This window comes from Exiguobacterium profundum (genome assembly GCF_042652865.1).
Classification (GTDB): domain Bacteria; phylum Bacillota; class Bacilli; order Exiguobacteriales; family Exiguobacteriaceae; genus Exiguobacterium; species Exiguobacterium profundum.
In genome coordinates, this window is the sequence record NZ_JBHSHG010000004.1 from 125003 (window position 1) to 137772 (window position 12770).

At 46.6% G+C, this 12770-nt stretch carries 14 protein-coding genes and 1 tRNA gene; 8 read left to right on the top strand and 7 right to left on the bottom strand.

The features are described from left to right. Positions 1-144: 144 nt before the first annotated feature. The 4 genes from ACFO4U_RS13115 to ACFO4U_RS13130 all read left to right on the top strand — a co-directional run bounded on the left by ACFO4U_RS13115 (position 145) and on the right by ACFO4U_RS13130 (position 3520). A complete protein-coding gene (locus ACFO4U_RS13115) occupies positions 145-933 on the top strand; it encodes a pyrroline-5-carboxylate reductase family protein (RefSeq protein WP_074037973.1) in 789 nt (262 codons plus the stop codon). 147 nt (positions 934-1080) lie between these two features. Further along, the gene (locus ACFO4U_RS13120) at positions 1081-1317 is read left to right on the top strand and encodes a FeoA family protein (RefSeq protein ID WP_034771241.1); all 237 of its coding nucleotides are present in this window, start codon (positions 1081-1083) and stop codon (positions 1315-1317) included. Further along, positions 1314-3290, top strand: coding sequence for a ferrous iron transport protein B (gene feoB / locus ACFO4U_RS13125; protein WP_215244337.1), 1977 nt, complete (start codon positions 1314-1316; stop codon positions 3288-3290). The genes ACFO4U_RS13120 and feoB overlap by 4 nt, the downstream gene beginning before the upstream one ends. 11 nt (positions 3291-3301) lie before the next feature. Beyond that, positions 3302-3520 carry a FeoB-associated Cys-rich membrane protein gene (locus tag ACFO4U_RS13130; RefSeq protein WP_035387786.1) on the top strand — a complete coding sequence of 73 codons (219 nt, stop codon included), beginning with the start codon at positions 3302-3304 and terminating at the stop codon, positions 3518-3520. Between the two features lie 21 nt (positions 3521-3541). On the opposite strand, the gene ACFO4U_RS13135 is transcribed toward ACFO4U_RS13130, so the two are convergent. The 6 genes from ACFO4U_RS13135 to ACFO4U_RS13160 form a co-directional block, all read right to left on the bottom strand. Then, complete coding sequence (locus ACFO4U_RS13135) at positions 3542-4237, bottom strand: DUF554 domain-containing protein (RefSeq protein ID WP_159563526.1); 696 nt, start codon at positions 4235-4237, stop codon at positions 3542-3544. Between the two features lie 149 nt (positions 4238-4386). Further along, a tRNA-Val gene (locus ACFO4U_RS13140) sits at positions 4387-4459 on the bottom strand. 86 nt (positions 4460-4545) lie between these two features. Beyond that, entirely contained in the window at positions 4546-5103 is a 558-nt protein-coding gene (locus ACFO4U_RS13145) for a GNAT family N-acetyltransferase (protein ID WP_084543120.1), read from the bottom strand. A gap of 72 nt (positions 5104-5175) precedes the next feature. After that, positions 5176-5490, bottom strand: a complete 315-nt coding sequence (locus tag ACFO4U_RS13150; RefSeq protein ID WP_159563525.1) for a DMT family transporter — start codon at positions 5488-5490, stop codon at positions 5176-5178. Continuing rightward, a complete protein-coding gene (locus ACFO4U_RS13155; protein ID WP_074037785.1) occupies positions 5487-5831 on the bottom strand; it encodes a DMT family transporter in 345 nt (114 codons plus the stop codon). Before ACFO4U_RS13155 ends, ACFO4U_RS13150 begins: the two co-directional genes overlap by 4 nt. Then, complete coding sequence (locus tag ACFO4U_RS13160; RefSeq protein ID WP_074037786.1) at positions 5824-6405, bottom strand: TetR/AcrR family transcriptional regulator; 582 nt, start codon at positions 6403-6405, stop codon at positions 5824-5826. Before ACFO4U_RS13160 ends, ACFO4U_RS13155 begins: the two co-directional genes overlap by 8 nt. 114 nt (positions 6406-6519) lie before the next feature. On the opposite strand from ACFO4U_RS13160, the gene ACFO4U_RS13165 reads away from it, so the two are divergent. Continuing rightward, on the top strand, positions 6520-7302 hold the full coding sequence (locus ACFO4U_RS13165) for an alpha/beta hydrolase (RefSeq protein WP_159563522.1): 783 nt from the start codon (positions 6520-6522) through the stop codon (positions 7300-7302). A gap of 40 nt (positions 7303-7342) precedes the next feature. Here ACFO4U_RS13165 and ACFO4U_RS13170 read toward each other — a convergent pair whose 3' ends face one another. Beyond that, positions 7343-8581: an aminopeptidase gene (locus ACFO4U_RS13170; protein WP_015880769.1), complete on the bottom strand. Its 1239-nt coding sequence runs from the start codon at positions 8579-8581 to the stop codon at positions 7343-7345. A 112-nt stretch (positions 8582-8693) separates the two neighbouring features. On the opposite strand from ACFO4U_RS13170, the gene ACFO4U_RS13175 reads away from it, so the two are divergent. The 3 genes from ACFO4U_RS13175 to ACFO4U_RS13185 all read left to right on the top strand — a co-directional run bounded on the left by ACFO4U_RS13175 (position 8694) and on the right by ACFO4U_RS13185 (position 12766). Further along, positions 8694-9101, top strand: a complete 408-nt coding sequence (locus tag ACFO4U_RS13175) for a YkvA family protein (protein WP_074037788.1) — start codon at positions 8694-8696, stop codon at positions 9099-9101. Between the two features lie 77 nt (positions 9102-9178). Beyond that, on the top strand, positions 9179-10045 hold the full coding sequence (locus ACFO4U_RS13180) for a YitT family protein (protein WP_015880767.1): 867 nt from the start codon (positions 9179-9181) through the stop codon (positions 10043-10045). 105 nt (positions 10046-10150) lie between these two features. Beyond that, positions 10151-12766: a putative bifunctional diguanylate cyclase/phosphodiesterase gene (locus tag ACFO4U_RS13185; protein WP_380081295.1), complete on the top strand. Its 2616-nt coding sequence runs from the start codon at positions 10151-10153 to the stop codon at positions 12764-12766. The last annotated feature ends 4 nt before the right edge of the window (positions 12767-12770 follow it).

Below are 12770 nucleotides of genomic sequence, written 5' to 3' on the forward strand. Positions count from 1 at the left end.
AAACGTTTGTCATGTTCGTCGATTCCTATGTCAAATCGTTTTCCATCTCTTTACAAATGAGCAGGATGGGCGATATTCGAGTGTATGTTTGTTATGATAGTCAACATAACTATTGACCGAATCGAAAAGAAGAGGTGACGAATGATGAATCAATTACTAATGGTCGGTGCTGGATCGATGAGTGAGGCGCTCGTTCGCGGGTGGATCGACTCGGGCATCGAACCGACACACATCACAATGACAAACCGAAGTGACCGGGAGCGCTTACTCTTCCTACAAGATGAACTCGGCGTTCAAATTGTTGAGGACGAAAACGTTAACGACTATGACATCGTCGTATTAGCGATGCAACCTGATGGCGTCATCCCGTACGTAGAATCAAAAGAATGGAAGACCCCACTACTCGTCTCAGTCGCTGCACATATCGAACCGAGCCAATTAGAAGAGGCTTCAGGGCTACCAGCTGTTTGCGCCATGCCGAACACGCCTGTCGCCCATCGGAACGGGATGACGGGGCTATGGTTTGGTCCAGAAACAGATGAGGCAGTCCGTGAGAAAGCGACTTCTCTCTTTGAACGGGTCGGTCGAACGGCCGTCACCGATGCGAAAACGATGTCCGCCTTTATGGCCGCTGCAGGGTGCAGTCCTGCCTTTTTCTATGAAATCGTAGGTGCGATGACGCCCGTCCTAACGGATGTCGGTTACGATGAACAGACAGCGCGTCAAATTGTCGCCCAAGCGATGAAAGGCTCCGCTGAGTTACTGTCTCATGAAACACGTGAGACGAATGAACTGATTGCCGATGTGGCCGCTCCAGGCGGACCGACCGACCGTGGTGTCGGCGTGCTTCGTGAACGGAATCTTGCTGACGTGATGGCTTCAGCCTTGCGCGAAAGTGCCAAAGAAGATCATGAGTCGATTGAAGAAGTGTAAACGATACTCGTTTACACTTCTTTTTATGTTCACTCGACCTTACTATTTATTATTTATAACTTTTTATATGATCAATATTTCACTTTCTCTTTCGACATGATAAGATAGCGAATGAGAATCGTTATCAAAAGATGGGGAAGGTTACTTATGAGTCTATTACGACATGTCGCGTTGAATCAAACCGTCATTTTATCTGATTTGACTAAAATTGATGATCGCTTGCGCCGACGAATGATTTCTCTTGGTTTTTACGAGGGATGCTCGGTTCGTGTGAAGCGCAGAGCTATTTTTTCAGGACCGCTCACCATTGAACAAGTGGATCATCAACAAATTATCGCCATCCGAAGATCAGATGCCGAAAAAATCGGAGTGATTGTACCATGAGCCAACGGATCGCATTGATTGGCAATCCAAATACAGGCAAAACTTCATTGTTTAATCGATTAACAGGTTCATTCGCACATGTGGGCAACTGGGCCGGTGTCACAGTCGAACAAAAAATCGGTCAGTTACATGGGAAAGTCGGACAATTAATTGATTTACCCGGTGTCTATGACTTAGACCCGCTCTCGGCAGATGAAGCGATTGTCTCCCGTTTCTTACTGCATGAACCATTTGACGGGATGATCAATATTGTCGATGCTTCACAATTAGAACGTAACTTACAACTTACTTTGCAACTTCTAGAGATGGGACGACCGCTTCAAATCGGTTTAAACATGGTCGACGTCGCAGAAAGTCGTGGAATGCATGTTAATCTCGACAAATTAAAAACGCTCCTCCAAGTAGATGTCTTCCCGATCACCGCACGAACAGGTTATGGTTGTGACGTCTTGCTCTCATCGATTCAAATGGAGAAGCGTCAACCTTTCGAATTAAACTATGGTCCAGAGACCGAAGAAGCGATTACACGCATTCTTCGTTTAACTGGTCTATCGAGAACGGATCGCTGGATTACAATTCAATATTTAGCAGGCAACCGGATTGTCGTCGACCATTTAGAAGCATCATCTCCAGAGATTGTTGCCGTCCGAAAAGAACTGGAAACGGCTATAGGGCGTTTTGCACACGCACACATCACTGAGCGTCGTCGCGATTGGGCGAAACAGATTCGACACCAGGTCATTGAAAATCACAATGCACAGGACGTGACGATGACAGATCGCATCGATGCGGTTGTGACGCATCCTATCTTAGGTTTACCCATCTTCTTCGGGGTACTCTATGCGCTATTCCACGTGACATTTAATTGGGTTGGTGCACCTCTTTCCGATTTATTAGACGGACTATTGTCTGGTCCGATCACATCAGGAACGGTTTGGATGTTAGATGCTGTAGGTGCTTCTCCATTCATTAAAGCACTTCTCGTAGACGGTGTCATCGCAGGTGTCGGTGGCGTATTGGTTTTTGTTCCGCAAATCTTTGTCCTCTTTTTCTTTATCTCATTTTTAGAGGACTCCGGATATATGGCGCGAGTCGCCATCGTGATGGATCGTTTCATGCAACTCGTCGGATTGAATGGAAAAAGCTTTATCCCGATGATTATCGGATTCGGATGTAACGTTCCTGGAATCATGGCCGCTCGAACGGTCGAAGAGGAGCGCGAACGTCTAGTCACCATCTTCATCTCACCATTCATGTCATGTTCGGCCCGGCTTCCGATTTACGCTGTGTTTGCGGCGAGTTTCTTCTCTACTCATCAAGCACTCGTTGTCCTCTCGCTCTATATGTTGGGAATTTTCCTTGCCTTGATTGCCGCGAAAATCTTTACGAAGGCATTGGCCTCTGAAGATCAGACGAGCTTATTCATCGTCGAACAACCTCCATACCGCGTTCCCCAAGGACTTACCTTATGGCGTAGCACTTGGCAAAAAGCTAAAGGATTCGTTCGAAAAGCCGGTACATTTATTTTTGGTGGCTCTGTGTTCATCTGGCTACTCGCCTATTCAGGTCCAAGCGGCTTTGATGTACCGATGAATGACAGTTTCTTGGCGATGATTGGTGGTATGATTGCCACATTACTCGTCCCACTCGGATTCGGTACTTGGCAAGCCGGTGCCTCGCTCATCACCGGATTCTTAGCAAAAGAAGTGGTCGTGTCTACGATGGCAATCATCTATGCGGTCGGCGAATCAGATTTATCGGAGTCGCTATTACCAATCTTCACCCCACTCAGCGCGTATAGCTTCATGGCCTTCGTTTTACTTTATGTCCCTTGTTTGGCGACAGTCGCTGTCATCCGGCGAGAAGTGGGTAGTGCCAAGTTGACATGGTTCGCCAGTTTATACGGTTTAGGTGTCGCTTATGTGGTGTCTCTTGTCATTTATCAAGTCGGTCGCTTATTCGGATTTGCGTAAGGAGGAATACCATGTCATTCTTTGACCTACTCATCGGATTCATTGTTTTTGGATATGCCGCATTTTCTCTTTACCGCTACACACGTAAAGCAAAAGGCGGGAAATGTGCAACATGTGAAATTGAACCTACCTGTACAGCGGCGTGCGATGCAGCCGATTGGGATAAAATCATTGCGGAAGCTCTACGAAAAGAGCCTTCCACAATGAATGCAACCACGAAAAAAGACTGAATCGAATTCAGTCTTTTTTCTTTACAGCATATGTATAACCGTGACAATCATCGCGACCACTAAAATCCCCGGTAATAAATTGGCCACACGAATTTTTGTGATTCCAACCAAGTTCAGACCAATCGCCACAATCATGACCCCACCGGTCGCGGTCATCTCTAAAATAAAACTGTCCATGAGCGATTCCGGTATGAATTTCATGATTTGAATGGCGAGTAATGCGATTCCGCCCTGATACAGTAACACTGGAACTGCTGAAAACATGACCCCAATCCCAAGTGTCGAACTTAACACGAGGGCCGTAAAACCATCAATCAACCCTTTCGTGTACAACACGTCATGATCACCACGCAACCCGCTATCGAGCGCCCCGATAATGGCCATCGCCCCGATCACGAAAATGAGTGTGGCCGTTACGAATCCTTCCGCTACACTCGATTGACTTCCAAGTCGCCGTTCAAGTCGATAACCGACTTCATTTAATAATTCATCTAACTTCCACCACTCCCCGAGCGCTGACCCGACGACGAGACTTCCGATGACAATCAAGAAGTTCTCACTCTTCATCCCCATTTGAATCCCAAGCAAGATGACCGCAAGCCCGATTGCCGCAGTCACCGTCTCCTTCATACGCTCCGGAATGCGGTGAAATAAGAGACCTAGCAATGCCCCGATGACAATCAATGCGGCATTGACGAGTGTACCCGTTAGCACCATGTTGCATTCCCCGTTTCATTATGTATTGAAAGGAATATACCAATTGCTTTCGTGCCATGTCAATATACAAAAAAAGAGCCACTTCTCGCAAGAAGTGGCTTCGCGGAAACCCATGTTCCGGTGGGTTTCTCGAGGGTTTGGCACCCAAGTGATTCTGACTGGGCTCGAACCAGCGACCTCTACCCTGTCAAGGTAGCGCTCTCCCAGCTGAGCTACAGAATCAGGTCGTGTCCTCTCTTAAGGACACTATTAATATATCAAGAAACTATTGAGTTGGCAACAACTTTTTTTATTTTTTTAGAGACTTTTTATCGTGTCATTTGTTGACGGTCGATATGTCGACATAACCGCTCCAAGTCACCCGCATAAACGGAGACGAGCATATCCTTGTACAGTGTATCTCGATCCCAGTGAAGACCATTCGCTTTGGCGACACGTTGAGATGGAACGTTGTCCGGATGAATCAGAGAAATAATCTCCTTCTCGCCCTCTGAAAAAGCATGCTGCATCAGACGCGCGGCGGCTTCTCGACCATATCCCATGTGCCAATGCTTCGGTGACAACCAATATCCGACTTCCAACTCGATTTTGCCGTCCAATTCATGCAATAGCGTACCTGCGTGACCAATCGGTTCATCACTTTCAAATGTCATGAGCTTCAGGAGACCCGTTTGGCGTCCTGTCTCATAGCGGGCCAATTGACGTTCAAACCATTCAATCGTCTGTTCGTCTGTATACGGTCTCCCATCCGGACTGATGAAGCGCATCACCCGTGGATCTTGGAGAAGCGATTTGACAAAATAGAAATCAGAAAGCGTATACGGTTCAAACCGCAAACGTTCGGATTGCAACTCGACAAGATGCATCGTTTTCCGCCCCCTTTTTTTCATCACATAATCTGAAGTAATAAATTCCCGTTTTCAGCACATTTCAATCCTTTACGAGACAATTTTTAAACCGATTACACTACTAATAATCATCAACAAAAAGAAGATACGCCAACGATTTTTCGATTCGTTCAAATAGAGCATCCCTAAAATGACACCGCCGGCCGCGCCGATGCCTACCCAGATGGAATAGGCAAGACTAAGAGGAATGACCTCAAGTGATTTTGATAACCAATAGAAGCTGAGCGCAAACGATAAAATTGATGCAATCGACCACTTTAAAATCTGGTATCCTTTCGATTTCCCCATAAAGAAAACGGCTGTCATTTCAGCAATTCCCGCTCCAATCAGATAAACCCAACTCATGCTTCTTCCCCTCCTGTCACTTGCTTCAATCCGATGATGCCGATAATCAACGTCGCCACAAGTATTAGTTTCCATCCACTAAGCCCCTCGTCAAACAAGAAGGCGCCAACTATGACTGTGCCGACCGCACCGATTCCTGTAAAAACAGCGTACCCCGTACCGGCAGGCAGCGTCCGAAACGCTTTCGCCAATAATCCGAAACTGAGAATCAATAACACGATTGTCCACAATGTCGGACCTAGAATCGTGAAGCCTTCAGACAACTTCATCGTGGTCGCCCAGACGATTTCGAGTAGTCCTGCAAACAGGAGGGAGATCCATGCACTCTTCTCTTTACTCATCCCAACCCACTCCTTTCTTGAAAATTCGAAACGCAGCTTGTTGTCTCATATTCCGATCCTCTTCAAATGTGAATAACGATAGTAAGGCGCCATCTAAAAAGCAATAGTAGGCAGCATATAGTTCATCGAGCGATTGTACCGGTAAATCGCCACGTTCCATCGCCAGTCGAAATTGCTCTTTCTCAAATCGTTTTAACTTGGTTTCGACCGTACCGATGACTTCCTCGATATACTCTCGAAACTCCGGAGGAGGTACTAGTAACATTCGTTTCGTCAACATCCAAGTCTCATGATCACTAAAGAATGACGTGAGTGTGTTGACAATCGAATCGATTCGTTCTAAAGGTGGTCGTCCAGCCGTATCGTCACAAGTTGTCTGCCATACTTCTTCGTAACGATTCGCCATATCTGACACGACTTGTTTGAACAGTTGTTCCTTCCCATCGATATGGGCATATAAAGAAGCCTTGCGAATCCCTACATCTTCCGCTACTGCCGCTAGTGACAACCCTTCGTAACCATCCCGTGCGAAGCGTGTTCGAGCAGACTGCATGATTTTATCTTTTGTATTCACGTCATTCACTCTCCTTGCCTTATACATTACCTAACGAACGGTAGGTAGTCAAGTCAGGTCATTGTATTTTGGTTCATGATTCTCCACAATACAAGTAGAAAGAGGTGACGAAAGATGATTGAACAATTGAACGTGTCGATTCCGACGGAGAAGGTACGTGGTCAAAAGCGGATTGTCCGCGTATTTCGACCAGACTGGGTCGACGTCAGCACCCCGCTTCCCGTCCTGTATATGCATGATGGACAAAATGTGTTTTCTGGAAACACTGCTACATATGGAGAAGGTTGGGAAATCGATCGTTGCATCGACCTGCTACGACTCCCGCTCATGGTCGTCGCCATCGCGAGCGCCCCGAACTGGCTGGACCGTTATGATGAGTATTCATATGAGGAAGATGAGATGCTGTATCGACGGATCGGACCCGAATTGGCAAGAACTCGTCCAACACTCGGTGGCCAAGGCCGTATGTATACAGATTGGCTCATGAACGAATTAAAACCACGAATTGACAGCGAGTACGCTACTGACCCAGAAGATGTCGGGGTCATGGGGAGCTCGATGGGAGGTGTCATCTCTCTATACATGATGGCGACCTATCCTTCTATTCGACGAGTTGGTTCCCTCTCCACTGCGGCATGGGCCAATCTTGATCCATTGATCCGAGAAATGAAACATGCTGAGTTCGCCGGTAAACTATATATGGACATTGGCACAAATGAAGAGAGCGGGCCTATCACTCCAAGCGACTACCTATTCACGAATGCGAAACTGATTGACGTCATCGCGCAGAAAGGAATCGCCTTCCGATATGAGGTCGAACCAAATGCGATTCACAACGAATCGGCCTGGCGTCGCCGCTTGCCTCACGCACTGCGCTATCTATACGATTGCACGTAAAAAGAGCGAATTCCGTAACTTTCGGAATTCGCTCTTTTGTTTAGATGACCCAGTTCCCGTCACGCATGATTGCTTCACGCGTCCCGTCTTCCCGTTCACCATCGATATTCATTTCGGCTGACCCGATCATGAAGTCAACGTGTGTCATCGAGTCGTTCGCCCCGTTCGCCGCGAGCTCTTCTTGTGACATCGAAGGACCCCCTTCGAGACATGTCGAGTACGCACGTCCGAGCGCCAAGTGACACGATGCATTCTCATCAAACAACGTGTTATAGAAGAGAAGACCAGAGTTCGAGATTGGAGAATCATCCGGAACGAGCGCTACTTCACCGATACGACGCGCACCCTCATCCATATTCAACAATTCATCAAGAGCCGCTTGCCCTTTTTTCGCCTCCGCTTTGACGACTTTCCCACCTTCAAACCAAAGAGTGAACTCATCAATCAAGTTCCCGCTGTAGCTGAGTGGTTTTGTACTCGATACGTGACCTTCCACAGAATCTTTATCTGCGAGCGTGAAGACCTCTTCCGTAGGCATGTTTGCGATAAAGTCGATGCCATCGACGTTCGGGCCGCCACCGCCAAGGAAGACGTGTTTTTTCGGAAGTCCGATCGTCAGTTCCGTACCTGGCGCTTTGTAATGAAGCTTCGCATATTTCTTCTCTGTCAACAGCTTCGCACGGCTACGGAGTGATTGATCGTGTGTATCCCATGCCGCGACGACATCTTCTTGATCCATCCGCGTTGCTGCGAAGATGGCTTGCCATAATGCTGCAACCGCATCATCACGTCCCGGGAATACTTTTTGTGCCCACGCTTCTGACGCACCTGCGACGATTGACCAGCTCACATTGTCGCTCATCACATATTGACGCCACTTCGCAAGCGCTTGTCCTGCTGCACGGTTTGCATCCGAAATGCGTGACGATTCCACACCATTCAATGCATCCGGGTCATCACTGACGATTGACAAGAATGCCGTCTTCTCTTCAGCCAATTGCTCAAAACGAGCCTTCAACCAATCTGGAAACTCTTTGAACGAATCCGCTGGTGCATTGAAATAACGGATCTTCCCTGTTTCTTCGTCGCTCCAGTTGACGAACACTTGCTTCGCTCCGGCCGCATAAGCAGCCTTCACCACGTGACGGACGAGTGGTGCCTGACTGATGTCAGCACGTACTTCTAATTGTTGACCAGGTTGAATGTTCACACCTTTTTTCACAGCTAATTCTGCATAGCGTGCGAAATCTGCCTCTGTCGGCATCGAAATCTTAGACATATGTATCGTTCCTCCTTTTCAGTTATCTTTATTTTCTTAAATTTCAGGAAAAGTTGCAACCAATGCGCAAAAACGGGCATATTAGTAGATGAAGAAAGAAGGAGGAATCCAAATGGCAGATTGGAAAACAACATACACACATTTTTTAAAACAAGCGAAAGAAGACATCCGCGACCGAGAACAATTGGGCGACTTGCTCGTTCAAGGTGAACGCGCACTCGCAAAAGTCACAGTCGATGTGGCATCCAATGAAATCAGTAACATCGAGCGTGAAGAAGAACTGACACTTTACTTCCAGATGAAACAAATGCTGAATATGTTACGCGCGCTTTACAATGAACAATTTGAGATGCAACCCGATAAACAAGAGGAACTTGTTGCGGCCATCCTATACTTCGTCTCCCCATTCGATGCGATTCCAGACGATGTCCCACTCGGACTTTTTGATGATGCTCAAGTCATCGATTACGTACATGAGCAATTAGCGAGTGATATCGATCGATTCCATAATGACATGTGAGACTTGAAATGACGTAAAAGTAGCAGTACGCTTGCAGAAGACTTACAAAAAGGAGGCGTCAGGCCTAGCCATTATCTATGTATGCAAAATCTCGAAAACGGGTTGCCCTTGAAACGGTACTGTTCATCATTGCCGGGACAATCCTTCAGTCTGTCTTTGTCAGCTTACTGCTCAAACCAAATGAAATCGGTTCTGGGGGAATCGTCGGAATCACGTTGATTACGAATGAACTGTTTGGAACTCCCATCGGTTTGACACAGCTCGTGCTTAATATCCCACTCTTTTTATTGGGACTAAAATATTTGGGACGTCGATTTATCTTGATGACAGGAATTGTCGTCGTACTTTCCTCTATCCTCATCGATAGTTTGCCAGTCTTGATTCCCCCGACCCCACTCGATGATCCGCTCGTCGCTTCGGTGTTCAGCGGAATCGTTTCAGGGCTTGGACTCGCACTTCTCCTCTTTGCAGGAGCTTCCACCGGTGGACTCGACATTCTAGGGAAAGTCATCTATATGAATAATCGAAACTTGTCGTTGCCTAAAATCTTTCTGACACAAGACATCATCGTCTATGTGTTGGTCTTCATCGTCTTTGACATCAAAGCTGTCATGTACGCGCTTGTGTTAAGCTTCGTCAGATCCCGTACGTTGCTTACGATTCATAAATTCTTCGCTGCCCAAAAGCAATGCTTCATCATTTGTCAAAAAGCAGACGAAATCAATTTGGTCATCAAGCAGAATTTGAAACGGGGCGTCACCATCATGGATGCGACAGGCGGATATTCGAACGATTCGAAAAAAATGCTGTACGTCGTCGTCCAGAACAATGAAATCCCACGCCTTCGTCAAATCGTGTCTGAAATCGATTCTGAGGCGTTTGTCACTGTGTCTGAAATCGATTCAGTCGTCGGAAACTTTAAAGAACACTCCTATACACTGTAAATCTAAAATTTTCGACAACAATATAGATTGTTGTCGATTTTTTTGTGTAATCTTCGTTCTCCTGTTCCGATAATAAATAAGAGCCCCATACATATAAAGAAGGAGGTGCATGAGTTGTCTGTTTACTCGTTGCGCCAATACGTTCCGGCGATTCTCATCGGAACTTTTTCTACCGGACTTTTATTTTTATTTTTGACCCCGCACGACTTACTACAGATCACGTTGTTCATCTATTATCTCGTCATATCAGGGGCAGCGATTGGCTTTAGCGGAGTAGCTATCTTTAAACATAGAGGTATGCGGCGTTTTATCCATATTTTGATTAGTGCAGGAAATGTATGCTTCACGCTGTACTTACTGATGCACTATTATTCAATCAACGACAATATGCAGTCCTTGTTGTTCCTCCAAAATTTCTTTTATTTAATCATGGCTTTAATCGTCATCACGCAATCGATTGAGTTTCGTACTTTGAAACTACGCACGTTCGATTTATTCGCCCTGTTCAGTTTCCTTTTGATTGGTGGTCTTCATATTTGGTTCTTTTCAACGCAAGACGTCTCACTCGTGTCACAGTTGAGCGGATTCGAAGAGCAAATGTTACTCATTAGCCTCTATATGATGCTCGCATTCCTCTACTTAAATCGAGTCGTCTCAGCCGGTCAACAGTTCCGGATTTTATTGCTCGTCGGAATTCTTGGATTCACGATTGCTTCGATTGCAAACACGTTGGTTGTCTTTTCCGGAATTACACATGAATTGATTCATCTGTTGCAAGTCAGTAGTATATTGACCATCTCGATTAGCTACTGGGTCGATGATGTATCGGAAGATGCACTTGCCTACGATTCCATTGTCGATTATGTGCTGTATAGTGTGGTCGTCATGATGTTTTTACTCGCTTCCGATCGCCTTCTTGGAACATCCGTAATGGACTCGATGATCGCAAATGCTGTTCTCTTGTTGCTCATTCGTCAGTTTGTCGTCTCCAAACAGAACGCACTCATCAGTCATCGTTTGCATTCCGTCAACACAGATTTGGAAGTTGCCGTGTCGACCAAGGCACATGAATTAGAAATCCGTGAACAGCAATACCGTTCGCTTTTTGCCTACCATTCAGAACCGATTTTCTTATTCGACTTGCATGGCGAAGTGTTATCTGTCAACGAGGCCGGCAGCTCTATCTTAGGACTGACAACCGAAACACTACTCGGCTCGAACATCTTAGACATCATTGAATCGAAAGACCGTGCACCTTATACCATCATTCTTCAAGAGTTGACGAACGGTCGTCCCCGAACAATCGATGTGCGTGTGATGACCGACGAAGGGGAAACACGCGTCTGGCAATTGGTCAACGTCCCAATGATCATCGAGGGAGAAGTCGAGGGCATCTACGCTATCGCTAAAGACATCACCCAGATGATCGAGCAACAAGAACAAATTCTGTATCAAGCTAAATTCGATAGTTTGACCGGTCTTCATAACCGCTACGCACTTCAAGAGCAAATCGAACGCTTGATCGAGGAAGGGCGTACGTTCACATTGATGTTTTCCGATTTGGATGGATTTAAAGAAATCAATGATCAATTCGGTCATCATATGGGTGACCAGTTATTACAACATATCGGAAAACGGCTGCGGACTGCACTCTTGCCGAACGAATATGCCGGGCGACTCGGGGGCGATGAGTTTATCGTCGTCGCGGAACATGGAGACGATGAGATGTTGACGGAACGATTGCGGCGGCTTGTCTATCGTCCCCCGTATTATATGGCCGGGACACTCGTCGAAGTCCATGCCTCGATCGGGATTGTCCGCTTCCCGGAGCATGGGAAAAAATTAAAGCACTTGCTCTCGAATGCCGATTTGGCGATGTATCGCGCGAAAGACAAAGGTCGTGACGAAACCGTCATGTTCGAACCAGAGTTACGGGAGGACAAAGAAGAGCGGAAAGTGTTGATGGAAGGGCTTGAAACCGCACTTGAAAAAGGCGAGATTTCCCTTTTCCTTCAGCCTCAAGTGGATGCCTCGACGAAAGCAATCATCGGAGCAGAGGCGCTCATGCGCTGGCAACATAACGGTGCGTTCATTCCACCAAGCCAGTTCATTCCGATTGCTGAAGAAACGGGACATATTCAGGATTTAGGTCGTTGGATGATTCATGAGACATTCCAATTGATTCACGTATTTGAACAAGGCGACATCCATTTACCGAAACTATCGGTCAACTTATCCGTCCGTCAGTTGTTTGATGAACACTTGATCGATTACTTGAAAACATTGTTCGAGCGGTTCCCGATTGAACCGTCACGCCTTAATTTTGAGTTGACAGAAACCGTGGCCGCACATCATTCGGATCGTGTATTAAATCGCATTTTAGAGTTAAAAGCACTCGGCATCAAGCTGTCTATCGATGATTTCGGGACAGGGTACAGTTCACTCGCATACCTCGTCCGTTATCCAATCGATGAACTGAAAATTCCTCGTGAGTTCACGATGCAGCTTGAAGAGAATCGCGAATATCAAATGGTCACGACGACCATTGTCGCCATGGCACGCCAACTCGGTATGGCACTCGTTGCCGAAGGCGTCGAAACCGAGTACCAGGAGACGTTCCTTCGTAAAATCGGTTGTGACTCCATGCAAGGATATCGCTATGCGAAACCGATGCCGCTCGATGAATTTGTCATTTACTACATGAAACACACAACGCCTTGAACCG

What these genes read in the sequence shown, in the direction of transcription:
- ACFO4U_RS13115 (WP_074037973.1), top strand. Translation starts at nt 145, where the DNA reads ATGAATCAATTACTAATGGTCGGTGCTGGATCGATGAGTGAGGCGCTC.
- ACFO4U_RS13120 (WP_034771241.1), top strand. Translation starts at nt 1,081, where the DNA reads ATGAGTCTATTACGACATGTCGCGTTGAATCAAACCGTCATTTTATCT.
- feoB (WP_215244337.1), top strand. Translation starts at nt 1,314, where the DNA reads ATGAGCCAACGGATCGCATTGATTGGCAATCCAAATACAGGCAAAACT.
- ACFO4U_RS13130 (WP_035387786.1), top strand. Translation starts at nt 3,302, where the DNA reads ATGTCATTCTTTGACCTACTCATCGGATTCATTGTTTTTGGATATGCC.
- ACFO4U_RS13135 (WP_159563526.1), bottom strand. Translation starts at nt 4,237, where the DNA reads ATGGTGCTAACGGGTACACTCGTCAATGCCGCATTGATTGTCATCGGG.
- ACFO4U_RS13145 (WP_084543120.1), bottom strand. Translation starts at nt 5,103, where the DNA reads ATGCATCTTGTCGAGTTGCAATCCGAACGTTTGCGGTTTGAACCGTAT.
- ACFO4U_RS13150 (WP_159563525.1), bottom strand. Translation starts at nt 5,490, where the DNA reads ATGAGTTGGGTTTATCTGATTGGAGCGGGAATTGCTGAAATGACAGCC.
- ACFO4U_RS13155 (WP_074037785.1), bottom strand. Translation starts at nt 5,831, where the DNA reads ATGAGTAAAGAGAAGAGTGCATGGATCTCCCTCCTGTTTGCAGGACTA.
- ACFO4U_RS13165 (WP_159563522.1), top strand. Translation starts at nt 6,520, where the DNA reads ATGATTGAACAATTGAACGTGTCGATTCCGACGGAGAAGGTACGTGGT.
- ACFO4U_RS13170 (WP_015880769.1), bottom strand. Translation starts at nt 8,581, where the DNA reads ATGTCTAAGATTTCGATGCCGACAGAGGCAGATTTCGCACGCTATGCA.
- ACFO4U_RS13175 (WP_074037788.1), top strand. Translation starts at nt 8,694, where the DNA reads ATGGCAGATTGGAAAACAACATACACACATTTTTTAAAACAAGCGAAA.
- ACFO4U_RS13180 (WP_015880767.1), top strand. Translation starts at nt 9,179, where the DNA reads ATGTATGCAAAATCTCGAAAACGGGTTGCCCTTGAAACGGTACTGTTC.